Below are 24,738 nucleotides of genomic sequence, written 5' to 3' on the forward strand. Positions count from 1 at the left end.
GTCAGACGCGGCCCGAAAGGTCAGGAGATCGGCGACCATGAACGAAGCCCCACTCATCGAGGCGCGGGTCAGACGCCCGCGACGCGCCGAAAAGGTCTCGGGCGGCCCCGTGGCCGCCGCCTACCTGATCCTGCTCGCGGTCGTGGCCGCCACGGCCCCCTTCATCGCGCCGTACGGCTACAACGAGCAGGACTACACCATGATCCTCCAGGGGATCTCGGAAAGCCACTGGCTGGGCACCGACGACCTCGGTCGCGACGTGCTGACCCGTCTCATCCACGGGACCCAGGCGTCCATCATGGCGGCAGTGATCGCCATCAGCATCGCCCTGCTGATCGGCATACCCGCGGGACTGGTGTCGGGATTCCTCGGCGGCTGGGTCGACTCCGTCATGATGCGGATCCTCGACACGCTGCTGGCGTTCCCCACGGTGGTGCTGGCGATCGCAATCACCGCGACGCTCGGTACCGGGATCGTGAACGCCATGGTCGCGGTCGGCATCGTCCTGGCGCCCTCATTCGGGCGGTTGATGAGAGCGCAGGTGATGCAGATCCGTGGTCGGCTGTACGTCGACGCGTCACGCACCTTCGGCGCCCGGACGCCGTGGCTTCTCCTGCGGCACATCATTCCGAACGCCAGCCAGCCCATCATCGTGATGACGGCCCACATGCTCGGTGTCGCCCTGCTGGTGGAGGCGTCCCTGAGCTTCCTCGGGCTGGGAATCCCGCCGCCGCAGCCGAGCTGGGGTGGCATGCTGCGGGAAGCGTCCCGGGTCAGCACGGGACTGGACATCCAGATCTTGGCGCCCGGTCTGGCCATCGCGATCACGCTGCTCGTGGTTGCGATCCTCGGTGACTGGCTACGCGACCGGTTGGATCCCCGCATGATCAGCAGCCGCAGGAGCTGACACGACGATGCCTCAGCTGCTCGCGGTCCGAGGGCGGAAGATCATCTCCTGTCCGACGAGCGCGAGCAGCGTCCCGTCGGCAGCGAAGAACTGGCCGGTGCCCACGGCGCAGCCGTGTGAGGCCGAGGGGATGCAGTTCTGGTACCGCACCCAGTCATCGAGTCGCGCCGGGCGTTGGATACACACGGCTTGGTCGACGTCGCCGTCATGGCGTCCGAATGCCGGAGGCCGTGGACGAAAATCGCGCCGCGGACGGTGCTGAGGTCCGACACGTGGACCAGCAGAGCGACGTCGAGTGCGGGGTCGTCGGGGAAGTGGCGCCGGCTCGCGGAGCCAGGTGCGTGGGCCGTCGCCGTGCAGGTGGTCGGCCGACGGGAGACCGTGCCGCAGTTCCACCGGACCAGCGGCGTCCGGTCCGTCGTGGCCGGTCGGACCCGCGAAGGCGAACCGCGGAGTCAGGCCCTCCGGCCCGGGGCCGGACGGGGACGGGCCTGGTGGGCGATGCCGTCCTCCACCCGGCAGGCGTTGCGGGATCGCCCTGTTTCGACGCGGTCGACCCTGAACGTCACCGGCTTCCCGGGCGACCCCGGTCTTGAATTGGCGTGCACGAGTGCAGGGCGTTGTCGTCGGCGACGGTTCGGGTCGCGGCCACGGCGCACTGGGCGAGCACCTGGCCCCCAACAGCCGGCAAGCGGGCCGGGTCATCGAACCGCGGAACCGGCCCTCACCCAGAGCGTCGATGTCCAGGACTCGCAGGGGCGGACGTCCGCGAACGCGATCATGACGACTTGGCAGTGTGGTGGCTCTGTTCGAGGCGCGTACCCGTTGGCGGCGACACTGTTGCGGTGCCGAAGCGGAAGCGCATCGACCCGGACGTTCTACATCGTCGTGCTCGGGTTGTGGTGTTGTCCGGCCTGGCTCGGGGCGACGACGTCTACGAAGTCGTGGCGGCTACGGCTCCCAGCCATGTGCGCGGATGGTCCACCCCGGACGTCGCCCTGCTTGAGGTCGCCGTCACGGCGCTCGACCTCGCCTGCCCGACCGGCGCCGAGCCGTTGGAGTACGAAGGGCTGCGCGAACCTTCCTGCCCGAGGTGACGTTCCGCGGCCGGGTCGAGCATCGCCACAGCCAGTACGCGGGCCTTGACCCTTGATCTTGAACACGCGTGGGGTTCTACGCGGCGGTTGGCAGCGTAGCCGGGGCCTGGCGGGCCTCGTAGTCGTTCGGGCTGATCTGGCCGCAGGCGGAGTGCCGGCGGCGGGTGTTGTAGCGGGTGATCCAGGCGAACACCGCCCGCCGGGCTTCCGCAGGGCTGTCCCAGCCGGCGGCGCCGGCCAGCGTCTCGCGCTTGAGGGCCGCGTTGAACGACTCGGCCAGGGCGTTGTCCGCGCTGGAGCCGACCGCGCCCATCGACCGCGTCACGCCCAGCTGAGAGCAGAGCTCGGCGTAGGCCCGGGACGTGTACTGCGCTCCGTGGTCGCCGTGGAAGATCGCCCCGGCCAGGCTGCCGCGGGTCGCGGCGGCCGCGAGCAGGGCATCAGCCACGAGCTCGGTGCGCATGTGGTCGGCGATCGACCAGCCGACCAGCCGGCGGGAGAAGCAGTCGATCACTGTCGCCAGATACAGGTTGGTGCCGTCGGCGCAGGGCAGATACGTGATGTCCCCGACGTACTTGACGTTCGGGGCGTCGGCGGTGAAGTCGCGCTCCAGCAGGTCAAGGACCTGCTCGTCGGCCAGCTCCGGCACCGTGGTGCGGACCCGGCGCCGGAGCCGGATTCCGGTGATCCCGTGCTCGGCCATCACCCGGGCGACCCGCTTGTGGTTCACCCGGTCGGCGGGTTCGGCGCCGTCGTTGAGTTCGGCGGTCACCCGCGGCGCCCCGTAGGCCCGGTTCCCCGGCTCGGCGGCGTGCACCGCCTGGATCCGGGCGGCCAGCTCCTCGTCGGCGGCCTGGCGGGCCGCGCGGGCGTCGGCGCTGGCCTCCCACGCGTAGAACGATCCCCGGTTGATCTCCACCAACTGGCACATCCGCTTCACCTCGAAGGCGTCTCGGTGGTCGGCGACGAACTGTAAGCGGGTCACCAGCGCGTCTCCCCGGCGAAATACTTGGCCGCCGCCCGCAGGATGTCCCGTTCGGCGCCCAGCTTCCGCTCGTTCGCCTCAAACTCGGCGACCCGGGCGCGGAGCCGGGCCAGCTCCTCATCGGGCGATTCCCCGCCCGACGGTGGAGCGCCGTCGGGTCGCGAGTAGCGGCCCCGGATCGGCACCCCGGCGGCCTTCAACCAGCCGGACAGGGTCGTGTCCATGATCCCGAGATCGGCGGCGATCGACGCCACCGTCGAGCCCTCCGTCGTCCGGTAGAGCTCCACTGCGTCTCGACGGAACTCCTCCGAGTACACCTTCCGCACCACGAGCCGATCATCTCGCTTCCTCCAGGCTCAGCCTGGGTTCAGCGTGTCCACCAGCCGGGGTCAGGCCCCAACAACTACGACTGGGACGACGATTGGGTGTTCGGCGACGCCCGGTTCAACCTCGCCGGTGGGTCCGACGAGCAGTTCGTGGCCTTCTTGTGCGAGATGGTCCACCCGGTCGTCCGATCAGACGAGGACGAGGTTACGAAGCTCGTCGCCGAGTTCAACCGCCAGTTGCGCCCGGACGGCTACCAGCTGAAGCCCGCGACCTATCTGAGTGGCAAGCCCATCTACGCCGGCACGCGGGTCACCGCCAGCCACAGCCCGGCAACCGCGCTCCGGCTCCCGACCCGCACCCTGCTTGACGACCACTCCGCGCTGATGGACCACCTCGACGCGATCGAGCGCGACCTCGCATCCGACCCCGCTGGCGCTATCGCGAGCGCGAAGGAGCTCGTCGAATCGATGTACAAGCTCATCCTCGACAAGCGCGGCATCGCCCACGGGACTGAGGATCTCCCCAAGTTGTACAAGAAGGTCGCCGCAGAACTTGGCCTAGCCAGAGAGTCGGTACCCGACAGCGCCAAGGGCAGCGAGGCCGCCCACAAAGTTCTCAGCGCACTGAACACGACCGTGTTCGGCCTCGCGGAACTGCGAAACCAAATTGGTCGCGGGCATGGGCGTTCCACCGCCAGTCCGGCGCTCGAACGGCACGGCCGACTGGCGTTCAACGCCGCTGTCGCCCTGACCGAGTTCCTGTATGACACCCTCCAAGATCGCGAATCCTGACAGGCGGGTTCCTCGCTGTTCACCACTCGCCGGGCGAACGTCCCTCGAACGGCCCTCATGTCGGCACCAGCGGATGTCACGGATGACAGACCTTCACCGGAGGAGATGCACGTCGGGCGGGTCTCGTCGCAGCACCCGCCCCATATGGGCGGTCCGCGGAGCATCTTCGTTTGGGAGAGAAGAACGGGACGACCGTTGAGGACCAGCCGTGCTCTTGCGAGGCGCAGAGGTATTCGAGTCGGCGTCGAGCACGGCCTGGTGGACGGTGCCGGGCGGCACACCAAGTACCTCAGTGACCCGATCGATGTGCGCCAGCCACCGGTTGGGTGGCAGGGCGACAATGATCGCGCCGGCCTCGCGCAGTGCTGCATCGATGTCCGAGTCGCTCCTCTCGCGCAAGGCCGGGTTGACGCGGGCGTCGAGCAGGACGTTGGCGAGGCTGCGTGAGGAGCCGATCGCCGTCCGCAGCCCGGTGGCGCCGTCGCGATGGACGAGGTCGGCAGGATCGAGTCCTTCCGGGAGGGCGAGACGGCGTGGGGCGTCGCCACGGCTGGTGAGCTGCCAGTAGATGCGCTCGGCGGCGCGCTGCCCGGCGGGGTCGTGGTCGGTGGCCACGAGGATGCCGGGACCGTCGGTGCGGATGTAGTTGCCGAGGAGGTCGGCTTGCGGGTCGGTGAGGGCGGTGCCGAGGGTGGCAACGCCGACGGTCTGCCCGGCACCGGCCAGGGTGAGGGCGATGGCGTCCAGCGGTCCCTCGACGAGAGCCGGGGTGGCTCCAGCGGCGAGCGTGGATCGGTTCTCGTGGAGTCCGAACAGGTGCTCGCCCTTGCGGTACAGGTCGGTGCCTGGAGTGTTGAGGTACTTGGGTCCGGCGCGTTCGTCGTCGTGCGCGGTGGGGTTGCGGCGGGCGATGAAGCCGACGACGGCGCCGTCGTGGTCGCAAATGGGAAAGGTGAGCCGGTCACGAAACCGGTCGATCAGCGCGCCGGTGCGGGCGCGCTGGGCGAGGCCCGCGGCGACCAGTTCGGTCTCGGTGGCGCCGAGCTCGCGCAGGTGGTCGACGAGGGCGGTCCAGCCCGCGGGGGCGTAGCCGGGGGTGAAGCGAGGATCGGTGGTGAGGTCGGTCCCCAGCCGGTCGTGCAGGTAGCCCGGCGCCCAGGAGTCGGGGTAGTGATCGGTGAAGAAGGCGGCCGCCTGAGTGTTGAGCTCGATGAGCCGATCGCGGCCGACCACGGCGGTGGCCCAGAAGTGCTGCTCGAGCAGGTAGTCCGCGTCGTCGGCGGCCTCGACCGCGCCGGTGAGGGTGAACGGGTCCGGCGTGAGGTACCGCGGCGGCGACGCCGGGGGAGGGGTGTCGTAGTCGGGGTCGAACGGTGCGTCCTCGTTGCCGGGCGGCACGTGCGCCGGGTCGGTGGCGGTCCTGGGGACAGGCGCGGGCGGCAGCAGGTGGGCGTCGTCGGGTGGCTGCAAATCGTGTGGCAGCGGTTCGGGGTGCTGCGCGGGGGTTGGGTCGGTGAGGGCGGCGACCCGGAAGACCAGCGCTTCGGCCAGTCCGGTCACGTCGCCGGTCACCGCGGGTGGCAGCCCGGCGAATGCGGCGGTGAGCAGGTCGGCGGGGGACCAGCCGGTGCGGATGCCGTTGGCGACCGCGGCGACCAGCGCTGGCCACGCGGGGTCGGCCAGCACGCGTTCGGCCTGTTCGACGGGCAGCCGGCCCAGCAGGGTGGCGCACCAGTCCGGGCGCGGTCCGGCCGAGCCCGCCGCGGGCACGGTGGCCGGAGCGACGTGGGGCGACAGCCGCCACCACAGGGCCGCGGCGGGCAGGTCGTCGGGCAGGGGGCGCTGCGCGGCGACGGCGGCGAGCATGCCGGCGGCATCGAGACCGGCGCGGTCGGCGGCGGCCAGCCGGTCGGCGAGGACCGGCCAGTGCTCGTCGCGTCGGATGCGGGGGTCGATGCCGTCGGCCAGCGCTGCCCACACCGAGCTGTCCCGGGCGGGAGCGGCGGCGGTCACCGCCTCGTCGAGTCGCGTCTGGGATCGGCGTTCCGGAGCCGGCCGCCGAGGCGGTCCGGTGGGGCGCCGGTCGCTGTCTGGAACGGCGAGTGCTGCGCGCCAGACGGCGAGATCGGTCCGCAGTGCCTCGTGGTCCGGGTCCAGCAGGCGCTGAGCCCAGACCGGTGCAGTGGCCGCGGTCATCTCGATGACGGCGGAGGCGACTCGTGCCGCGCAGGTAGTGACGTGATCCGCGCGGGCGGCGAGGTAGGGACCCCACTGCGGATCGTCGGCCAGGGCGGCCGGGATGCCGGGCAGCCACGGCAGCGGGCCGACGGGGCCGAACTCGGGCAGCCGGTGGTCGAGGACGGCAGCGGGGTCGTTCGCCGTCTCCAGTTCCCGCGCTTCGACCGTCGTCCTTAGGACGGCGACTGGGTCGGCACCGGTGAGTGCGAATAGCGCCAGGTGTCCGCGCAGCGTCGGCCACGCTGGCGCGCTGGCCAGCCCCGGGTGGAGGCGCTCGGCGGCGTTCTCCAGTTTCTCTGCAGTCGCGGCATCCAGGCGGTGGTCGGCGGCGACGCGTAGCGCGTCGGCGCACCGCGTCGCGGCGGCGTGCAGCTGCTCGGCCGGGTCGGCCAGCGCCCGGCGCGCGCCGGCTGCGGAGATCTGGGCGCCGTCGCGGGCCAGCATGCCGGCCAGCAGGTCGGTGGCGGTGGGCGGTGACACGGCGGCGGGGGTGACGATGCTGTGCGGATCGCCGTCGCCGACGGTGGCCAGGTACAGGTGGTTGGCGGCGCGCCCGCGGGAGAGCGCGACGTAGAGCAGCTGTCGCGACTCGCCGCCGGTGAGCACGGTGTGACAGACGTCGGCGGTGGTGCCCTGGGCGCCGTGCACCGTGGTCGCGTAGCCGAGCTGCACGTGCTCGGCGACGTAGCCCGCCGGCAGGGTGATCCGCCGTCCGGTGCCGGTGTGGACCACGTCGAGGGCGCCGTCGCCGCGGACGGCCTGGACGGTGAATGGGTCACCGTTCTTCACCCACTCGGTGCCTGTGATAGGCAGCCGCCGGTTGTTGGCGCGGGTGATGACCGGATCCCCGGCCCCGGCGCAAGTGCCGTCGGCCAGCTCGACCTCTGCACCCGTGGGAGATGCGGCGCCTGCCAGCCGGTCGGCCCGCGCCCGCTCGTTCAGCTGGGTGACCAGGTCCCGGGTGGCGGCCAGCAGCAGTGCGTCCATGCCACGGGCGGAGTCGGCGGCCCAGGCCTGCTCGGCGCAGGCGGCCAGGTCCCCGACGTGCACTCGGCCGGAGTCGAGGTAGAAGCCCAGCCCGAGGGTGTCGCCGTCCCGGACGGCGACGGTGGCCGCGGCCTCGGCCGGGTCGGTGAAGCGCACCAGCTGGGTCAGCGTGACCGCGCCGTGGGTGGCGGCGGTCTCGGCGAGCACGCCGCCGGCGGCGACCGAGGTCAGCTGCTGGTGATCACCGACCAGCCGTACCGATCCGCCCCGCCCCAGGACGTACTCGATCGCACGGGCCAGCTCACGGGTGCCGGCCATGCCGGCCTCATCGACGACCACCAGCGTGGTCGGCCCGATGCCGGCCATCCAGTCGGGTGCCTGCCCGGCGTCGAGGCACCAGATGAGCTTGGCCAGCGTGTCGCACGGACCTCTCAGAGAGTCGCGCAGCCCGGCGGTGGCCACGGCCGACGGCGCCAGGCCGAGCACCGTTCCGCCGCCGGCGGTCCAGGCGCGGGCCAGGGTCGCAAGGGCGGTCGTCTTGCCCGCGCCGGCCGGGGCGAGGGCCAGCTGCACCCGGGCGCCGCTGCCCGAGAGCTCGCGCACCAGCTGCGCTTGGCCGGGATTGAGTTCTGCGCCATTGGCGGTAGCTTCGAGCAGCGCCAGCTCCACCGTGGCGGGATCGGCACGTCGGCCGTCGCTGCGGCCAGCGGCTCCCAGGAGCAGCGCTTCGGCGTCCAGCACCGCCTGGCTGGTGTAGAGCCGCGCACCGGCGACGGTGTAGACGCTGGCCCCGTCCGAGCGGCGCAGCTCCGCCGGCCGACCACCAAATCCGGTTCGCCGAGCTGAACGGACAGGGCGGGGGAGAGCACGCCCTCGGTGACCCGGGTGACCGCGGCGTCCACGTCGTCCGGTGCCAGGGCGGCGGCCCGCACCACCCGCTCGGCCTCGGCGCGCACGTGCCAGACCTGCCAGGTGGCCCGCGCTTCCGAGACGGTGTCCAGCACCCGGACCGCGGCCGACCGGACCCAGGCCTCGGTGACCCCCGGGCGCGGGGACGCTTGAGCGCCCAGTACGCGGCCGAGCATCCGGGTGATGCGGTCGGGGCCGCCGAGGACGGCGGCGGCCTCCTGGCGCCAGTTGGCCCGCTGCTCGGCGAGGGAGCGAGGTTCGTGCTTGGGGCCGCGGGTCTCCAACGTCGCCTGCTGCGCCAGTGCGATCGCTTCCACCGCCGTCGGCGGCCGGCCGTGGTCGCGCTGGAAGTCACCGGCCAGTACCGCGCGGCGGGCGTCGATGTCCCGACGCCGCGACGACCACCCCGTTAGGAGTCCCTCGTCCATGCCGGCGATCTCTCGCACCGTCCGCCGTCCCGGGGTGGGGCCAGGCCGGTCGGCGAACCGGAGCCCCAGACGGGTGACCAGGTGTGCCTCCAGCCGGGTATCGTAGCGCTCGGAGGCGGCGACGGCGGCCTTGTGCAGCACCCGCCCGTCCAGCGCCCGCCAGTGCCCATCGAGGGTCTGCACCTTGTTGCTCACCGCCACGTGGCTGTGCAGATCAGGGTCGCCGGCGCGGGAGTCGCGGTGGGTGAACACCGCGGCGATCAACCCGGTGGTCTCCACCTGTCGCACCCCGTCGGTGCCCAGCCGGGTGAAGCACGCATTCTCCTCCAGCCACGCCAGTGCGTCGGCGACCGCGGCGGCGTGAGCGGCCTCGATCTGCTCGGCCACTTCCCGCGGTACTAGCGCCCACAACGCCGACACCGACTTGACGGGGGAGAAGGTGAGGTCGTAGCCGGCCACCGCCGTCGTCGCCGGCCGTGAGACCCGGGCGAGGAACCCCGACAGCTCGCGGGCGTCGCGCGGCGCGCGTCCGTACGCCTCGGCGAACATGGTCCGGGCGAGGTTGCTGCGAATCCGTGCCCGGTCGCCGTCCGGGACCGGGGCTGTGGCCGATTGTCCGCGGGCAGTGTTGAAGGCGGCGAATTCATCCGCGCAGCGGGCTCGGAAGCCGTCGGCTTGAGGAGCGAAGACGTAGAAGGCCCGCCCCAGGGCCCCTGCCGCCCGCGCTTCCTGTGGCGTCTGTCCCCGGGCCAGGGCCTCCTGCTGCAGCCGATCGGCGTCGGGATGTCGTCCCTCCCCGAAGAGCGACTTCATCTGCTCTTCGGCGACGGGCTGACCGGCGCTCACGCCGCTGAGCCCGGCGATGCCGTTGCCGGTCCACCTCCCTGGGGACTCTCCGCGCTGGGAGTAGTAGTCGCCCAGCCCGGCGTGACCCCGCTCCGTCGCGTCGAACGCTGCCACCTGCCGCGTCAGGTACGTGTAGCCGTCCCCGGCGGTCAGCTTGTGCAGCGTCATCACGGCCGCGGACCGTAAGAAGGCGGACTCCATTAGGGCTGCCGCACTTCTCCAGTAGTTCGATGGCGGGAGGGAGTCGGCCAGGGGCCCGCGACGATCGCGTAGACGGGGACATGACGCAGATCCCCTCGCGCGACAACCAAGGCTTCGCTCGCGAACCTTCAGGCCCCACCTGGGCGTGGACGCCCGTCACCTGCCAGCAGACCGCCACGGACGGGCTGCCCGAAATGCAAGACGTGTGTGCCTCTTGATCTTGATCATCCTTCAGTGGGCTTAGTGCTGACAAAGCACGATGTTGGGCCGCCTGGAGGACTCTTCGCGTCCCTTCACGTGAGGAAGTCAGGTCAGGGTTCCGCTTGCTCGCCGTAGCGGTTGACAGGCGACCTGGGGCGGACAGCAACCCCAGGCCGATCACCACAATGTGCCTGGGTTCCTAACGAGGCGCTGTATCCGTGGTGCGAACCCGGTGGCTTACCTAGCGTCGGAGGACCCGGCTGTGCTCGAGCGCGCCGCCGTGGTGAGCGACGTGCTCGGTGGCTCAGGAGCCGGCAGGGGAGCCGAATCGCGGCGGAGCGAGCGGTCGACCAATCGGCGTGAGCTTCCCGAGGCGGACCGCGGCTAGTGCCGCTGGCACTTCGCGATCCAGGAGCTGTCGACGCCCAGCGCCTTGTACATCTCCTTCCGGTCGCCCTCGAAGTCCGGCCCGTACACCAGCCGGTCGTACTTGCAGCTCAGCTTGGCCGCCATCGTCTCGACGGACTCTGCGTCGCCGATCGCGGTGGTCAGGAAGTCGCGCAGGGCGACGACGTCCTCGACTTCGTAGCTGCAGACGAGTCCGAAGTCCAGGGCGACCATGCGGTCCTCGGCGAGCAGTTCGCGGAACGTCTGCGCGCGACGCTCGGCCAGGCCCAGCATCCGGTAGGGGCGGAGCTTGGTGGTGCCGCTGATGAGGGCGCGGGCGTTGGCCGGCAACCCTTCGGTGTCGGTGACGTTGTTGTCGGTGCCGATCCGACCGGTCGCAAGCAGCGGGTAGTAGATCGGGACGAACTTCGCCGAGCGGAATAGCCGGGGCAGGAGGTCGTGGAGAAGGCGGTCGGGGTTGTGGTCCTTCGCTCCCGCCAGCATGTCCCGGCAGAGGTCGGCCCGAGTGAACGCTCGGTACCCGCGCTCGCCGAGGCGTTCCAGTGTGCCGATCCCGACGACGACCTCGATCTCGTCGGGGTTCGCGTCGTCGTCCATGGGCAGCACGTGGACGCGCCCGGACGGCTCGGCGGAGAAGGTCAGCTCATAGACGCTCTCGCGGAGCTGACGCAGGAGCTTGACCGGGAACTGCTGCGGCAGCTCGCCGAGCGTCCCGTAGAGGGCCTGGTAGTCGGTGCAGACGAACTCTCGGATGCTCAGCGTGTGCTGCCCGACGGTCATCGAGCTGCGTGCCAGGGCGCCGGTCTCACCGTGCTCCGGGCGGCGCACGAATATCAGCCGGTCGTTGAGGACGTCGATCTGCTCCGGGGTGAGGCAGGCGATCAGGTTGCTGAGCATCCTGTTGATGTGGGCGTCACCGAGGCTGTAGCCCAGAAACATCACCGGGTGCTCGACGAGCATGGTCAGCAGCTTCGCGATGAGGTACGGGTTGCGCTCCCAGTACTCCGCGTAGTCCTCGCTGGTGAGCACCATCGACTTGGGGTCGGTGACTGATCCGTGGATCTTGTAGATCTCACCGATCGTCTGGGTGGTGGCGAAGAGGACGTCCTGCTGGCCAACGAAAACCTCCAGGTCCGGGAAGTTGTCGTCGAAGACGGTGTCGTAGTTGGTGGTGACGATCGCGTGGGCCCGCACTCGGGACAGCGCTTCGAGTTCCCTCTTGACCTCGGGGTCGTCGATGTACGGCAGCCCGGAGATCGACTTGGCGATCTCGAACTTCAGGGGGTCGGCCTCCTTCTCGACCTCAGCCTCGTAGGACTCCCTGGACTCCGCGTACTCATCGGAGTTGAACCAGATGTCGTAAAACTTCTCGGCGATGAGGCTGGCGATCTTCGGCCGGTCACCGTCGGCGCGACCGCGGTAGAAGGAGATGGCGCGGTTGGTCAGGCTGGCGAACTGCTCCAGAAGGCCGTCCCAGTCGGGTGACCCGATGTAGCGCCGGGACATGCCGGACCCAACGAAGAGGACCGGCAGCGCGTTGGCCGCCACGATGACCTCGCGCAGGGCTGCCAGCTCGGGCGACGTCGACTGCTCCTTCTTGACCACGGGGTCACCGTAGGAGACGGGTACGACAGCACGGGCGTCACACCAGCCGGTGGACGTCCTCGGGCCGGACGTCGTCGGTCGCCAGAGTCGGCCAGGTCATCTGCACCGGCAGGCCGACCAGTCGCGATCGTGACGCGGACACAGGTACGCGACCGGCAGGACGCCGAGGACCCCACAGTAGGTCCAGAAGGACTTTCGTGTCGGTGGTCGTCGTAGAAGGGCAGCTGACGGTGCAACTGCACCTCGGCGGTGACCCCGGCGAACTCAAGCCCCGCCACGGGCACCGAGCAGACGAAGCAGGTGGTCCCGAACAGCTCATCGTCGCGGTGGTGCGCTTGGCGATGGCCAGAGACGCACTCGGGGCTGTTGCACAGCAGCCGCTCCGGGTGGAACGGGCACAACAGCGGCCGGCGACCCGGCTCAGCGTCCTCGACGCTGTCCATGGGCATGAATTTGCACCGGTTTGTCTCGTCCATGATGTGCGAGCGCGGCGGGGCCTGGTCGCGGAGCGCTTAGGCGATGTCCTGGGGAGGGTCTGTGCTCAAGCTCAGTACGTCGATGCTCCCGTCGTCCCGAGGCTTGGTGTCGAGGTAGTCGGAGGCCAAGAACATGAGGCGGTCTCGGACGAGGCCAATGTCGTACCCGGTCGCCTCGGCGATCTCCTCGTCGGAGCAGGATGCGCCGCTCGCCAGAGCCTGCCGAGCGGCTCGGTAGACCGCCTTGGTCTCCTCGCTGAGGCCGTCGTCGTAGTTGGTCATGCCCTCATCCTGCTCAGGCGCAGGTCAGAGCGCCTACCCGAGGCCCAAGGCCGCGATGACCTTGTCGACAGCCGCAACGAGGGTCTGGCCGATAGCCGTCCCGGTCCCCGTGAGCGCCACCTCCTTGACCTTGTCGAGGAGGGTCCGGACATCGCCACCGGAGGCCTCATCCTGCCCGGCCGTCTCGCGAAGACTCTCGACCACGAGAGCCGCCTCGCGGGCCTGGTCCTCGTTGAGGCCGAGGAGCCCGGCGTTGGTGAGTTGTGCGAGCGATTCCGCGAGCCCTAGGAGCTGCCGGGAGTTGTCCTCCGTTATCTGAACGGTTGTCGTCTGGGAGACGTTGGAGGCGTTGGCGGCCACGTTGTTGCCGGAGCCCGTCACGTTCACGGTGGTCACGGAGTACGGGGCTGGCTGCTGGGCATCGGCGTTGACGGATCGCTCGGACTCCACGGCCTTCTGTCCCTTCGTGGTGATCATCGGGTTGTAGACCTCGCCGCTGGCGATCGTCACGCCCTGGAGGTAGCCCTCGTCCCGGAGCCACTGGCTGGCGCTGCTGATCTCCTGCTCGGTGAAGGGCTCGCCGTAGTAGGTGTTGTGCGCGCTGGATGAGAAGTCGTCGATGTCGGGGTACTCGTCTCCATCGAGCGTGCGGTCGTACAACCAGCGGAGGAAGGCGTCTCGGGATATCTGACGGCGGCGGAGACGGTTACCACGCCGGGCCGCCACGTCCTCGATGAGGTCCAGGCCGGGCGGCAGTACGTCGGCTGACCAGCCCGCCCAGCCAAGGGTCTTCTGGACTCGAAGCAGGCCCTCGGCCTCCAGGGCCTCAAGGTTCCCTGCGACGGCTTGGGCGCCCTCCTGGCCGTGACCTTCGAAGAGGGGCGCGAGGTCCACGATGGCGCCCGGCGACTTCCCGCCGTTGTCGGCGATCCAGTCGAGGAGCCGGAGTCGTGCCTGGACAGCCGGAGGGAGCTTGCTGCCCCGTGAGAGATCCATGGCGTGACGCTAACCACTGGGGGTGACACTTCGTGGCCGCATGGCGACACCTGCAACACGATCCGTCCCGAGCCTGGAAGGCTCAAGCCGAGGCGAGTGCCGCCCTGGGAGGAGATGAGCGTGGAGGATCTTGCTGGGCGCTCCTACGTTGCCCGCATCTACCGGGTCTCCGACCGGCAGGACATCCACGACTTCCTCGTCGGGGCGGTCGAGCGGTCCGGCGGTCAAGTCCTGTTCTCTAGTCCGGCTAACCGGGCACCGCTCTACCTGGGTGTCCAGACGGCGGCGGGGGACCGGCTCGGCCTGCTGATCTACCACTTCCGCATGACGCACAACACGATCAACAACCGGCCGGCGGACGAGGTGCGAGGCCAGATGCGCTACGGCGGCGAGGCGACGTGGCACGCGGCGGAGCACTTCGTTGGGCAGGACGTCGCCGGAGTCGACATCACGCTCATGCTCGGCGTTCACGTTGAGGGCGATGTCTTGGTCGGTCTTCAGCCTGCGATCTACAACCCCATGCCGTTGGGGATCAGCTTTTACGCCAAGGCGAAGAGCCTGGATGTCGCCCGCGAACAGTCGTGGGCAGTGTGGGAGCACGAGACCAAGCCGGGGAAGCGGCGGACGGAGGCTCGCTCGTCCGGCCTGGAGACCATGGTGGCCTTCACTCCGGAGCGGCTTCTGGACTATGCCCTCTTCGAGCGCCGAGCCACCGACCTCGCGTTGGACCAGCCGCTCCGGTTCAGCACGGCCCAGGACGTAGCGAGCCAACGGCTGGCGAACCAGGGGGCGGCGGCGGGCCTTCACGAACTGGAGCAGGAGTTCAGCCTCTCCAGCCGCGAGATCATCGACATCATCGCCGGGCGAGGTCGTCTGAAGGTCGCCGTCCGTGGCGGCGTGGCGGAGCACCACTTGGAGCGCACGCTCCTGGCAGACCCGGCCGTCGGCAAGGTCGAGCGGCTCGACTTGGACGCCCTCCACGACTTCGACGTGACGTTGAAGGACGGCCGGGAGCTGCGGGTTGAGTGCAAGAACGCCAGCCCTGAGCGGTACGCCAGCGGTGACTACAAGGTCGAGGTCCAGAAGACGCGGGCCTCGAAGGGCGACCCGGCCAGCCGCTTCTACCGCGTCGACCAGTTCGACGTGATCGCGGCGTGTCTCTACTCGCCTACCCGCGAGTGGGCCTTCCGGTACCAGCTCACCGAGCGTCTGACCCGTCATTCAGCCTTCGGCGATCGGCTTGCGCCTATGCAGCCGGTGACGGGCACGTGGTCGCGGACGCTGGCCGCTGCCGGATCGTGACGCCCGTCGGCGTCGGTGCGCCAGAGCCGGACTTGTCGGACCTGGCTGGCACACTCCGGCATGTGGGGAGTCGTGGAGTAGCTATCTCGTTGTTCTCTGGCGCAGGGGGTCTCGATCTAGGGACCGAGAAGGCGGGCTATGAGGTCGCCGCGGCCGTTGAGCACAACGCCGACGCGGCGGCCACCATGGAGAAGAACTTCACGCACCTCCAGTCAGAGGTCATCCGCCGGGACATCCTCAAGGTGCCGACGAGCGAGCTGCTTCATGCTGCGGGCTTGAGCGCCGGCCAGCGTCCCGACCTTCTGATCGGCGGCCCGCCTTGCACTCCGTTCAGCAAGTCAGGTTTCTGGCTTGAGTGGAAGCGGTCGGGCCTGGACCCGGATGCCTCCTTGCTTCAGGCGTACACGCGGATCCTCGATGAGGCGAGGCCTCGGGCGTTCGTTCTTGAGAACGTCTACGCGCTGACCTACAACAACAAGGCGTCGCGGCCCGCCTATGAACGACTGCTCAGGGAGATCGACCAGGCTGGCTACCACTTCGCGGCCAAGGTCCTCAACGCAGCCGACCTCGGGGTTCCGCAGGCACGGCCGAGGCTCTTCGTCGTGGGCGTTCCCAAAGGCGAGAAGCTTCCGGAGTTGCCCGAGGCTAAGCACGGTGGAAGCTGGGAGCGGCGAGTCACCGGGTCGTCTGACCGACCTCATGTGACGGCGGGGGAGGCCCTCGCCGGACTGGTGACGGAGCCGGAGCCGGAGGAGCAACTCCGGGGGCAGTACGCCCACCTGCTCGCCGACATCCCGCCGGGCGGCAACTACCTCCACTACACGGCCGAGAAGGGTCACCCCGACCCGCTGTTCAAGTGGCGGAGCCGCTACTGGTCCTTCCTGCTCAAGCTCGATCCGGACAAGCCGTCGCCGACGATCCAAGCTCAGCCCGGTCCCAACGTCGGGCCGTTTCACTGGGAGAACCGGCGGCTTCGGGTGCCCGAGATGCGGCGGCTGTTCACGTTCCCCGACGACTTCGACTTCGTCGGCACCCGATCCAGCATCCAGGCGCAGCTCGGCAACTCCGTGCCACCGCTACTGGCCCGGCAGGTTGTCGAGCGGGTCGCAGAGGTCGCTAGCAACTGACCCATGAACCGGCCTCCGCAGCCGTCCGCCTCGGCGAGAGCGGGCCGGGCGACGGCTGCGAACAGGGGACGGGACACGCGGCTCGAGCTGGCGGTCCGCTCGCGGGTACATGCCCGAGGGCTCCGCTACTTCGTCGGTCGTCGGCCGATGCCCGGCCTGCGGAGGACAGCTGACCTCCTCTTCCCCCGGGTCCGCGTCGTTGTCCTGCTGGACGGCTGCTACTGGCACGGCTGCCCTGAGCACCTTCGGATGCCGACCGCGAACCCCGGCTACTGGCCGGCCAAGATCGCACGGAACGTCGCTCGGGACCGGGAGACCGACGAGAAGCTCACCGAGGCTGGGTGGCGGGTCCTCCGGTTCTGGGAGCACGAGGACCCCGACGACATCGCCTGCGAGATCGAGCGGGCGGTCCGTCAGGCATGAGCGTGAGCCGCGACGGCTTCCAGGGCACGGGATCGCAGCTCACCGAGCGGGCAGTCACCAAGGACTTCCTCGGCCGAGTCGCAGCATTGCTCGCCCCACTGGTCTTCGCGCCAGGCGACCCAGCCTTGGTCGGAGTCGAGGTCAAGGGCGAGCACGACGTTCGGGCCGTCGGCGACGAGCTGGACGCCGAAGTAGCCACCGGCAAGGGAGACCACCTTGCCGCCGGTTGCATCGGCGGCCTTGTCGATCTCCTGCAAGTAGGCCGGGTACTCCACGGGCGTCTCCTAATAGTCGGCCGTTGGTGGCATCTTCCCTCAAGACTCCGACAACCTCGCCGAACCCAACGCGACGGCCGGGCGGCTGACGTCCGCTGCCTTGCGGGCTGCCTCTGAGCGATGAGCTGAGCGACCCCGGAACGCATGAAGCCCCCGTCCTCCGAACGTAGGGAGGGCGGGGGCCTTCGTCGTCACCTCGGCGGCCATCGTGGAGGGCCTGAAGAGTCACCCGGCGGTCGTTGCCCGGCAGACGAGGGCGGCGTGGAGCCCAAGTGCGGAGGCCTGGTCGACCCTTCCGACCGGCCTACCGACGGTCGGGGTCGTGCCATCTGCGTGCCTTATCCGTGCCTTAAGCAGCGGCCAAACGCGGTGGTCAGGGGTCAACAGGGGGCAGCATCGTTAAGGCACGGAAGGAGTGGTGCGGCCCGGTTGAGCTGCACAAACGGGCATACGAGCTGGTCAGTGCGTGGAGCGGGTGACCGGGATCGAACCGGCATGGCCAGCTTGGAAGGCTGGGGCTCTACCATTGAGCTACACCCGCGGGACCACGTGAGAGAACGTCTGACGACCATCCCTCGCCGTGTGAGAACCAGTCGACCGAGGTCGGCGGTGGTTCCGGTCCGCAACGAGGGTATCGCGCGCTGGATCCGGGGTGCGCGGCGGCGCTCGTGAGCGCCGGCGCGCCCAGGAGTTCCAGGCCCGCGGTCGGCAGCGCTGCGGCACGAGCTGCTGGGGGCGGGTCCCGAGGTGCGGCGCGGGGATCGCGACCCGGCGGTAGCGCTCTGGCCCGCCCGAACCCGGCCGGTCGCGGCCGGCCCGGTGGCCTCGAGGCGGACGACACGGAGCTGCCGGCGCACCACGGCCCTGCCCGGCCGGGTCCGTCGGCGTGGCGGAGCCGGGCGGGAGAGCGCCCACCGGCCCGCGCGAGGGGAGGCACCCGAGGGCTGGTGGTCGGCTGGGCCCTGTGACCGCGGCTCTCGGAGTTGCTGTCGGCCGCCGATGCGGCGCGCATTGGGTTCGAGCAACCCCTGGCGCTAGTACCCCCTAGGGGTATAGCTTCCTCGTGCGTCGGCAGCTCGAGCGCATCGCTCGAACGAGGAGCGAGCGCCCGGGTCGCCGTCAGGAGCTCGAGGCGAGAGGTGGGAACGTCATGTCGGATCCGTGGAGCCGTTCCGCTCACGACCACGCGCGCACCCGGGAGGGGGCTGCATCCGGGCCGACGCACGGGCAGGGGATTCCCGTCGCAGACCGGCCGGCCGGCACCGCCCCGGCGGTCGAGGACCCCCTGGTCGCGAGCCACGGCGGTTCCGACGGTCACGCCCAGGTGCTCGCCGGCCACCGCGGCGGAGCCGCGGCCGGTGACCACGCTGCACACGGCCACCCCGGCGGGCACGGGCAGCACGCCGGGCACGCGGGTCACGGCGGCGCCGACCACGTGGCGATGTTCCGGCGGCTGTTCTGGATCACGCTGGCGCTCGCGCTGCCGACGGTGCTGCTCAGCGGGATGTTCGCCGACCTCGTCGGCTACCGGCTGCCCGACGTCCCCGGCCTGGCCTGGGTGCCGCCGGCGCTCGGCACGGTGATCTACGCCTGGGGCGGACGGCCGTTCCTCACCGGGGCTCTCGGCGAGGTCCGGGTCCGGAAGCCCGGGATGATGCTGCTGATCAGCATGGCCATCACCGTGGCCTTCCTCGCCTCCTGGGGCGCCACCCTGGGGGTCCTCTCCCACGAGCTGGACTTCTGGTGGGAGCTCGCGCTGCTCGTCGTCATCATGCTGCTCGGGCACTGGCTGGAGATGCGCTCGCTGGCGCAGACCTCCTCCGCGCTGGACTCCCTCGCCGCGTTGCTGCCCGACGAGGCCGAGAAGGTCGTCGGCGACCACGTGGTCACCGTGCCTCCGGCCGAGCTGGGCGTCGGCGACGTGGTCGTCGTCCGGCCCGGGGGCCGGGTGCCCGCCGACGGCCGGGTCGTCGACGGCACCGCCGACGTGGACGAGTCGATGATCACCGGGGAGTCCCGGCCGGTGCCCCGCGGCCCCGGTGACGACGTGGTGGCCGGCACCGTCGCCACCGACACCGCGATCCGGGTGCGGGTCACCGCGGTCGGCGACGACACGGCGCTGGCCGGCATCCAGCGGCTGGTCGCCGAGGCGCAGTCCTCGACCACCCGCGCGCAGCTGCTGGCCGACCGCGCCGCGGGCTGGCTGTTCTGGTTCGCCGTCGCCTCGGCGGCCGTCACCGCGGTCGTCTGGTCGCTGCTGGGCGCGCCCGAGTCCGCGTTGACCCGCGTGGTGACAGTCCTGGTGATCGCCTGCCCGCACGCGCTGGGCCTGGCCATCCCGCTGGTGGTGTCCATCTCCACCGAGCGCGCCGCGCGCGGCGGCGTGCTGGTCAAGGACCGCGCTGCGCTCGAGCGGATGCGGACCATCGACACCGTCCTGTTCGACAAGACCGGGACCCTGACCAGGGGTGAGCCGGCGGTGAACCGCATCGCCACCACCGGCGGAACCGAGGAGGAGGTGCTGGCGCTGGCAGCCGCCGCGGAGGCCGACAGCGAGCACCCGCTCGCCCGGGCCGTCGTCGCCGCGGCGCGTCAGCGCGGCCTGCCCGGGCGGTCGGCCGGCGACTTCCGCGCGTCCGCCGCCGTCGGCGTCACCGCCACCGTCGACGGACGCACCGTCGCCGTCGGCGGCCCGAACCTGTTGGTCGAGCACGGGCTGGCACCGCTGCCGGCCGCCCGGTCGTGGGCCGAGGAGGGGATGACGGTGCTGCACGTCCTCGTCGACGGGCGGGTCGTCGGCGCGCTGGGACTGGCCGACGAGGTCCGTCCGGAATCGCGGGAAGCCGTCGATGCGCTGCACGCTCTCGGCCTCGAGGTCGTCATGATCACCGGCGACGCCGAGCCGGTCGCCCGCGCGGTCGGCGACGAACTGGGCGTCGACCAGGTCATCGCGGGGGTGCGCCCGGAGGACAAGGCCGAGCGGGTGGCCGCGCTGCAACGACAGGGACGGGCCGTCGCCTTCACCGGGGACGGCGTGAACGATGCACCGGCCCTCGCCCAGGCCGACGTGGGCATCGCCATCGGTGCGGGCACCGACGTCGCCATCGCGTCGGCCGGGGTGATCCTCGCCTCCTCCGATCCCCGCGCCGTGCTCTCGGTGATCCGTCTCTCCCGCGCCGGGTACCGCAAGATGAAGCAGAACCTCTGGGCGGGTGCGGGCTACAACCTGCTCGCGGTGCCGTTGGCCGCCGGTGTGCTGGCCCCGGTGGGGTTCGTGCTGCCGATGGAGGTCGGCGCGCTGCTGATGTCGCTGTCCACCGTCGTGGTGGCGTCCAACGCACAGCTGCTGCGGCGGCTGGACCTGCGCCCGGAGGCGAGCGTCGCCGCGGTGTCCGCGGGGCGTGCCGTGGCCGATCGGGAACCGGCCGCTGCCGGACCCCGTTGACCATGCCGGCCGCTCCGGGCGGCCGGGCGCCGGTCGGCGCCCGGTGCGTCCGCCTGGCCTCGCGGGGGAAGGGGGTGCGGTGAGGACGCGACGGTGGACAGCGCTGGTCCTGCTGGCTGCGGTCTTCGCGCTGCACGGCGTGCAGTGCCTCGCCGGTAGCACCGACCTCCACGCCGGGCACGCCGGCCCGGCGGGGATGGCGGCGCATCCCGCCGACCAGCCCGGCGGCGTCGTCGTCACCTCAGGCGGTTCCGTGCCCGGCCATCCCGCCGCGAGCTCCGCCGCCGCCCTGGCCGGCGCCGGCCACGAGGGCGCCCCGGACGGTACGGCCGGGCACCTGTGGACCGTCTGCCTGGCGGTGCTCGCCGCCGGCCTGGCCCTGCTGCTCGCGGTGCTCGCCCCACGGCCGGCGCGAGTGGTCCCCCGAGGTCTGGCCCGGGCTCGGGCCCGCGCCGCCGCCGGGTCGCTCCCACTCCGACCACCGGACCTGTCCGCGCTCTGCCTGCTGCGGATCTAGGCCGACCGCCCGACCGTCCCGCCCCGGCCACGTGGCCCCGGCGGCGGTCCGCGCACGCCTTCGATCCCACCTTCGTCAGGAGAGCACGACATGATCACCACCACCACCGCCCGCCGCAACGGCCTGGCCGCAGCCCTGGTCGCCGGCGCCCTCGTCCTCGCCGGCTGCGGCAACGACACGGACGTCGCCGGGCACGGCTCGATGACGGGCAGCACCGCCCCCTCCGCGGGGCCCTCGGCCGGCACGCAGGACGCCTTCGACGATGCCGACGTCTCGTTCGCCGCCGGCATGATCCCGCACCACCAGCAGGCCCTCGCGATGGCGCAGCTGGCCGACGACCGGGCCGCCGACCCGCGGGTGCGGGACCTGGCCGAGCGCATCGAAGCCGCACAGGGGCCCGAGATCGAGATCCTGCGCGGCTGGCTCGAGCAGTGGGGCGTCGAGCCCATGGACGGCATGGGTCACGACGGCACGGGTCACGGCGGCATGGGTCACGACGGCACGGGTCACGACGGCATGGGTCACGGGGCGGGCGGCATGATGAGCGAGCAGGACATGCACGCGCTGATGGCGGCCACCGGTGCGGAGTTCGACCGGCTGTTCCTCGAGCAGATGGTCGTCCACCACACCGGCGCCGTGCGCATGGCCGAGACCCAGCTCGCCGAGGGTGAGAACGCCGACGCGATGGCGCTGGCCGAGGCGATCCGCGACAGCCAGGCCGCCGAGATCGCCGAGATGGAGCAGCTGCTCACCGACCTGGGCGGATGACCCGGCGCCGCGGCGGGATGCGGAGCCGTGCGCCCGCTCCCGCCGCGGCCCGGAGCCCGCCGGCCCGCGTGCACGTCGTGCACCTGCGGGAGGTTCGTGAGCGTCGCAACCCACGATCTCCTCCTTCCGGCTGATCAACTCCGCGGTCCCGGCTCGTACGGTGACCGGCGTGATCGCGCTGCTGCGCTCGCTCTGGCGCGAGCCGAGGCCGCCGGACGCCCCCGCCCGCGGCCGGCGGGACTGGCTGCTGGCCGCCCTCGTCCCGGTCGCCGCCGTGCTCGAGGGCGTGCTCCGGCCCGACCTGCCCTCCCGCTGGGTGCAGGTCGCCGTCCTCTGCGCGCTCGCCCCGCTCCTGCTGTGGCGCCGCACGCAGCCGGTGCTCGTGCTCATCGCCTGGTTCGGCGTGCTGGCCGTGCTCGCCGCCGTCACCGGCGACCGCGACGGCATGTACTCCGCCGCGTTCGGGCTGCTGCTGCCGTACGCCGTCGTGCGCTGGGGCTCGGGCGCCCAGGCGCTCGCCGGACTCGCCGTCCTGCTGGCCGGTGCCGTCGTCTCGCTGGTCCTCGGCCCGGCCACGCCCGGTGACGCCGTCGGCGGCGCCGCGGTCCTGCTCTCCTCGCTGGCCCTCGGCGCGGCCGCCCGCTTCCGGGCGCGCGCCCGGGCCCGCGAGCTCGACCAGGTGGCCTCGCGCGAGCGGGAGCACCTCGCCCGCGACCTGCACGACACCGTCGCCCACCACGTCTCGGCGATCGCCGTCCGCGCGCAGGCAGGCCTGGCCACCGCGGCCACGCGTCCCGAGGCCGCGGTCGAGGCGCTGCGGCTGATCGAGGAGGAAGCGGCCAGCACCCTCGCCGAGATGCGCGGCATGGTCCGCGCCCTCCGTCGCGACGGGGTCGCCGACCTCGCGCCCACCCCGGGGTTGGCCGACCTGACCGGCCTCGCCGCCGGCGACGGTCTGCCCGTCGACGTCCGGGTGACCGGCGCCACGGACGCCGTCTCCCCGTCCGTGGCGGCCGCCGTCTACCGCCTGGCCCAGGAGTCGGTCACCAACGCCCGTCGGCACGCCCGGCGCGCCACCCGCGTGGAGGTTCGGGTGGTCGTCGACGATGCCCGGGTGGACCTGCTGGTCAGCGACGACGGCGACGGCGCCACCGCGCCGGTCGCCCCCGGGTTCGGGCTGCGCGGCATGGCCGAGCGCGTCTCCCTGCTCGGCGGCACCTTCGCCGCCGGGCCGGCGCCCGGCGGCGGCTGGGCCGTCCGCGCCGACCTGCCCCGGCGGGGGCCCGCGTGACCGTGCGGGTGCTCGTCGCCGACGACCAGGAGATCGTGCGCACCGGGCTGCGGATGATCCTCGACGCCCAGCCGGGCATCGAGGTGGTCGGCGAGGCCGCGGACGGGGAGGAAGCCGTGCAGCTGGCCCGGCGGCTGCGCCCCGACGTCTGCCTGCTCGACATCCGCATGCCCGGCACCGACGGCCTCGAGGCCACCCGCCGGCTCGCCGGCCCGGACGTCGCCGATCCGGTCCCCGTCGTCGTCATCACGACCTTCGACCTCGACCAGTACGTCTACGCCGCGCTGCGCGCCGGCGCCCGGGGGTTCCTGCTCAAGGACGCCGGGCCCGACCTGCTGTCGCAGGCCGTGCGCGCCGCCGCCGGCGGGGACGCGTTGATCGCCCCGAGCGTCACCGCCCGGCTGCTCGACGCCTTCGCCGGCACCGGCCCCGCCGCCTCGCCCGCCCAGCCGGTCGACCCGCTCACCGACCGGGAGGAGGAGGTCCTCGCCGCCGTCGCCCGCGGCCGGTCGAACGACGAGATCGCCCGAGAGCTGCACATCGCGCTCAGCACGGTGAAGACGCACGTCGGCAGCCTCATGGCCAAGCTGGGCGTCCGGAACCGCGTGGAGATCGCGATCTGGGCGTACGAGACGCGGCGCGTCCCGCGCCGGTAGACCGGCCGCGCCTCCGACCAAAGGAGGACCCGGGAACCGGTCTTTCCGGCGATGACCTGCGGCGGGACGGTCCCGAGGATCGGGTGCATGACCGCAGCACTTCGGACGACGCCCCGCCGCCGACGGCAGTGGCTGGTGCCCGCCGCACTCATCGCCCTGGCCCTCGTGCCGCTCCTCGCCGGCGCCGCCCGGCTCGTCGAGCTCACCGGCGGGGCGGCCGTGCTGCCCGAGGCCCCGCGGTCGGCGGCCGCGCCGGTGCCGCTGGTGGTGCACATCCTCAGCGCGCTGGTGTTCACCGTGGTCGGTGCCTTCCAGTTCGTGCCGGGCACGCGGGGACGCCGACCCCGCTGGCACCGCGTCACCGGGCGGATCGCCGCCCCGGCCGGCCTCGTCGCCGCGCTGAGCGGGCTCTGGCTCACCGCTGCCATCACCGGGGCCGACAGCGGGCTGCTCACGGTCCTCCGCGCCGCGGCCGGGGCCGGGATGGCCGTGGCCATCGTCCTCGGCGTCACCGCCGTCCTGCGCGGCGACATCCGCAGGCACCGGGCCTGGATGCTGCGCGGCTACGCCCTCGGGCTCGGGGCCGGCACGCAGGTGCTCACCGCCGGCTCCTGGCTGGTCGTGGCCGGCGAACCGGGCCCGACGGCCGAGGCCGTCACCATGGGTGCCGGCTGGCTGGTCAACCTGGCGGTCGCCGAGTGGCTGATCCGCCGTCGTCCGGCCGGCCGGGTCGTCCCGCCCCCAGTCCTGCGGACGGCGCCGGTCGAGCAGGTCGGGTGACCGGCGGCGTCAGCCGTCCCCACGGTCCTGGGCGGGATCGACGTCCCCGAGCAGGAGGCGCTGCCGCTCGACCTCGGCCCGCACCGCGGCCAGGTCGCCGCCCGCCCGCAGCAGATGCGTGAGCGCCCCCGCGCTGTCCGCCCGGGCCGCGCGGGCGAGGCTGTCGAGCAGCTCCTGCAGCGCGCCGCCCCGCTCGCCGTGGTGCACCAGCCGGGCGACGTCGTTGACCGTGCTGCGCACGTCCTGCACCAGCAGCGGGAGCTCGCGCACGGCGTAGCCGACCAGGACCACCAGGTCGAACGGGAGGCGCACCAGCGCCGCGGCCGCCGGCAGCACGCCGAACCTCGGCGGCGGAGGGGGAGTGGCCGGGCCGAGGCCGTCGTCGTCGATCTCCACCGCGAGGCCTCCATCCGTGGGGCGCGCTCCGGCCGCCCGGGGGCTGGGCTCGCGCGCTCCCCGGCAGGCTAACG

Annotated in this window: 20 protein-coding genes, 1 tRNA gene and 1 pseudogene; 12 read left to right on the forward strand and 10 right to left on the reverse strand. The window is 71.8% G+C overall.

The features are described 5' to 3' along the window. Nucleotides 1–37: 37 nt before the first annotated feature. Nucleotides 38–907, forward strand: coding sequence for an ABC transporter permease (locus ACI79S_RS16210; RefSeq protein ID WP_456594472.1), 870 nt, complete (start codon nucleotides 38–40; stop codon nucleotides 905–907). Between the two features lie 12 nt (nucleotides 908–919). On the opposite strand, the gene ACI79S_RS16215 is transcribed toward ACI79S_RS16210, so the two are convergent. Continuing rightward, on the reverse strand, nucleotides 920–1,612 hold the full coding sequence (locus tag ACI79S_RS16215) for a hypothetical protein (protein ID WP_456594473.1): 693 nt from the start codon (nucleotides 1,610–1,612) through the stop codon (nucleotides 920–922). 140 nt (nucleotides 1,613–1,752) lie between these two features. Between ACI79S_RS16215 and ACI79S_RS16220 the strand changes: the two genes are divergently transcribed. Beyond that, nucleotides 1,753–2,004 carry a hypothetical protein gene (locus tag ACI79S_RS16220; RefSeq protein WP_456594474.1) on the forward strand — a complete coding sequence of 84 codons (252 nt, stop codon included), beginning with the start codon at nucleotides 1,753–1,755 and terminating at the stop codon, nucleotides 2,002–2,004. Nucleotides 2,005–2,080: 76 nt separating this feature from the next. Here the strand turns inward: ACI79S_RS16220 and ACI79S_RS16225 are convergent. Then, nucleotides 2,081–3,318 (reverse strand): IS3 family transposase gene (locus ACI79S_RS16225; protein WP_456594475.1). Its coding sequence is split into 2 segments (ribosomal slippage): nucleotides 2,081–3,006 and nucleotides 3,006–3,318, totalling 1,239 coding nucleotides; the frame shifts between segments, so codons are not numbered across the junction. 9 nt (nucleotides 3,319–3,327) lie between these two features. On the opposite strand from ACI79S_RS16225, the gene ACI79S_RS16230 reads away from it, so the two are divergent. Further along, nucleotides 3,328–4,107, forward strand: coding sequence for an abortive infection family protein (locus ACI79S_RS16230; RefSeq protein ID WP_456594506.1), 780 nt, complete (start codon nucleotides 3,328–3,330; stop codon nucleotides 4,105–4,107). Between the two features lie 93 nt (nucleotides 4,108–4,200). Here the strand turns inward: ACI79S_RS16230 and ACI79S_RS16235 are convergent, their stop codons facing one another. From ACI79S_RS16235 to ACI79S_RS16255, 5 genes and pseudogenes are all read right to left on the reverse strand, one after another. After that, the gene (locus ACI79S_RS16235) at nucleotides 4,201–7,935 is read right to left on the reverse strand and encodes an AAA family ATPase (RefSeq protein ID WP_456594476.1); all 3,735 of its coding nucleotides are present in this window, start codon (nucleotides 7,933–7,935) and stop codon (nucleotides 4,201–4,203) included. A 572-nt stretch (nucleotides 7,936–8,507) separates the two neighbouring features. Further along, nucleotides 8,508–9,716, reverse strand: a pseudogene (gene mobF, locus ACI79S_RS16240) (MobF family relaxase); the annotation flags it as partial. Nucleotides 9,717–10,301: 585 nt separating this feature from the next. After that, entirely contained in the window at nucleotides 10,302–11,930 is a 1,629-nt protein-coding gene (locus ACI79S_RS16245; RefSeq protein ID WP_456594477.1) for an SIR2 family protein, read from the reverse strand. A gap of 512 nt (nucleotides 11,931–12,442) precedes the next feature. After that, complete coding sequence (locus ACI79S_RS16250) at nucleotides 12,443–12,688, reverse strand: hypothetical protein (protein ID WP_104527249.1); 246 nt, start codon at nucleotides 12,686–12,688, stop codon at nucleotides 12,443–12,445. A gap of 33 nt (nucleotides 12,689–12,721) precedes the next feature. Next, on the reverse strand, nucleotides 12,722–13,684 hold the full coding sequence (locus ACI79S_RS16255) for a hypothetical protein (protein WP_456594478.1): 963 nt from the start codon (nucleotides 13,682–13,684) through the stop codon (nucleotides 12,722–12,724). A gap of 120 nt (nucleotides 13,685–13,804) precedes the next feature. Here ACI79S_RS16255 and ACI79S_RS16260 point away from each other — a divergent pair, with 120 nt between their 5' ends. Genes ACI79S_RS16260 through ACI79S_RS16270 form a run of 3 tightly spaced genes read left to right on the forward strand, consistent with a single transcriptional unit; the run spans nucleotide 13,805 to nucleotide 16,536 of the window. Next, nucleotides 13,805–14,986, forward strand: coding sequence for a hypothetical protein (locus tag ACI79S_RS16260; protein ID WP_456594479.1), 1,182 nt, complete (start codon nucleotides 13,805–13,807; stop codon nucleotides 14,984–14,986). Continuing rightward, the gene (locus tag ACI79S_RS16265; RefSeq protein ID WP_456594480.1) at nucleotides 14,953–16,113 is read left to right on the forward strand and encodes a DNA cytosine methyltransferase; all 1,161 of its coding nucleotides are present in this window, start codon (nucleotides 14,953–14,955) and stop codon (nucleotides 16,111–16,113) included. The genes ACI79S_RS16260 and ACI79S_RS16265 overlap by 34 nt, the downstream gene beginning before the upstream one ends. A 3-nt stretch (nucleotides 16,114–16,116) precedes the next feature. Then, entirely contained in the window at nucleotides 16,117–16,536 is a 420-nt protein-coding gene (locus ACI79S_RS16270) for a very short patch repair endonuclease (RefSeq protein WP_456594481.1), read from the forward strand. Here ACI79S_RS16270 and ACI79S_RS16275 read toward each other — a convergent pair. Next, nucleotides 16,527–16,811 (reverse strand): hypothetical protein, encoded by a 285-nt coding sequence (locus ACI79S_RS16275; protein ID WP_456594482.1) that lies wholly within the window; start codon nucleotides 16,809–16,811, stop codon nucleotides 16,527–16,529. The two genes, ACI79S_RS16270 and ACI79S_RS16275, sit on opposite strands and share 10 nt — an antisense overlap. A 467-nt stretch (nucleotides 16,812–17,278) precedes the next feature. Next, nucleotides 17,279–17,352: transfer RNA gene (locus ACI79S_RS16280), tRNA-Gly, on the reverse strand. A gap of 900 nt (nucleotides 17,353–18,252) precedes the next feature. On the opposite strand from ACI79S_RS16280, the gene ACI79S_RS16285 reads away from it, so the two are divergent. The 6 genes from ACI79S_RS16285 to ACI79S_RS16310 all read left to right on the forward strand — a co-directional run bounded on the left by ACI79S_RS16285 (nucleotide 18,253) and on the right by ACI79S_RS16310 (nucleotide 24,268). Further along, nucleotides 18,253–20,256: a heavy metal translocating P-type ATPase gene (locus tag ACI79S_RS16285; protein ID WP_456594483.1), complete on the forward strand. Its 2,004-nt coding sequence runs from the start codon at nucleotides 18,253–18,255 to the stop codon at nucleotides 20,254–20,256. A gap of 79 nt (nucleotides 20,257–20,335) precedes the next feature. Continuing rightward, nucleotides 20,336–20,773: a DUF6153 family protein gene (locus ACI79S_RS16290; protein ID WP_456594484.1), complete on the forward strand. Its 438-nt coding sequence runs from the start codon at nucleotides 20,336–20,338 to the stop codon at nucleotides 20,771–20,773. A gap of 90 nt (nucleotides 20,774–20,863) precedes the next feature. Further along, on the forward strand, nucleotides 20,864–21,541 hold the full coding sequence (locus ACI79S_RS16295) for a DUF305 domain-containing protein (RefSeq protein WP_456594485.1): 678 nt from the start codon (nucleotides 20,864–20,866) through the stop codon (nucleotides 21,539–21,541). A gap of 169 nt (nucleotides 21,542–21,710) precedes the next feature. Then, nucleotides 21,711–22,832, forward strand: coding sequence for a sensor histidine kinase (locus ACI79S_RS16300; RefSeq protein WP_456594486.1), 1,122 nt, complete (start codon nucleotides 21,711–21,713; stop codon nucleotides 22,830–22,832). Continuing rightward, nucleotides 22,829–23,488: a response regulator gene (locus ACI79S_RS16305; protein ID WP_456594487.1), complete on the forward strand. Its 660-nt coding sequence runs from the start codon at nucleotides 22,829–22,831 to the stop codon at nucleotides 23,486–23,488. Before ACI79S_RS16300 ends, ACI79S_RS16305 begins: the two co-directional genes overlap by 4 nt. An 87-nt stretch (nucleotides 23,489–23,575) precedes the next feature. Next, on the forward strand, nucleotides 23,576–24,268 hold the full coding sequence (locus ACI79S_RS16310; RefSeq protein WP_456594488.1) for a DUF2306 domain-containing protein: 693 nt from the start codon (nucleotides 23,576–23,578) through the stop codon (nucleotides 24,266–24,268). 9 nt (nucleotides 24,269–24,277) lie between these two features. Here the strand turns inward: ACI79S_RS16310 and ACI79S_RS16315 are convergent, their stop codons facing one another. Then, nucleotides 24,278–24,664: a hypothetical protein gene (locus ACI79S_RS16315; RefSeq protein WP_456594489.1), complete on the reverse strand. Its 387-nt coding sequence runs from the start codon at nucleotides 24,662–24,664 to the stop codon at nucleotides 24,278–24,280. Between the last annotated feature and the right edge of the window lie 74 nt (nucleotides 24,665–24,738).

It is taken from the genome of Blastococcus sp. SYSU DS1024 (genome assembly GCF_054050795.1).

What these genes read in the sequence shown, in the direction of transcription:
- ACI79S_RS16270 (WP_456594481.1), top strand. Translation starts at nt 16,117, where the DNA reads ATGAACCGGCCTCCGCAGCCGTCCGCCTCGGCGAGAGCGGGCCGGGCG.
- ACI79S_RS16250 (WP_104527249.1), bottom strand. Translation starts at nt 12,688, where the DNA reads ATGACCAACTACGACGACGGCCTCAGCGAGGAGACCAAGGCGGTCTAC.
- ACI79S_RS16295 (WP_456594485.1), top strand. Translation starts at nt 20,864, where the DNA reads ATGATCACCACCACCACCGCCCGCCGCAACGGCCTGGCCGCAGCCCTG.
- ACI79S_RS16285 (WP_456594483.1), top strand. Translation starts at nt 18,253, where the DNA reads ATGTTCCGGCGGCTGTTCTGGATCACGCTGGCGCTCGCGCTGCCGACG.
- ACI79S_RS16215 (WP_456594473.1), bottom strand. Translation starts at nt 1,612, where the DNA reads ATGACCCGGCCCGCTTGCCGGCTGTTGGGGGCCAGGTGCTCGCCCAGT.
- ACI79S_RS16310 (WP_456594488.1), top strand. Translation starts at nt 23,576, where the DNA reads ATGACCGCAGCACTTCGGACGACGCCCCGCCGCCGACGGCAGTGGCTG.
- ACI79S_RS16255 (WP_456594478.1), bottom strand. Translation starts at nt 13,684, where the DNA reads ATGGATCTCTCACGGGGCAGCAAGCTCCCTCCGGCTGTCCAGGCACGA.
- ACI79S_RS16210 (WP_456594472.1), top strand. Translation starts at nt 38, where the DNA reads ATGAACGAAGCCCCACTCATCGAGGCGCGGGTCAGACGCCCGCGACGC.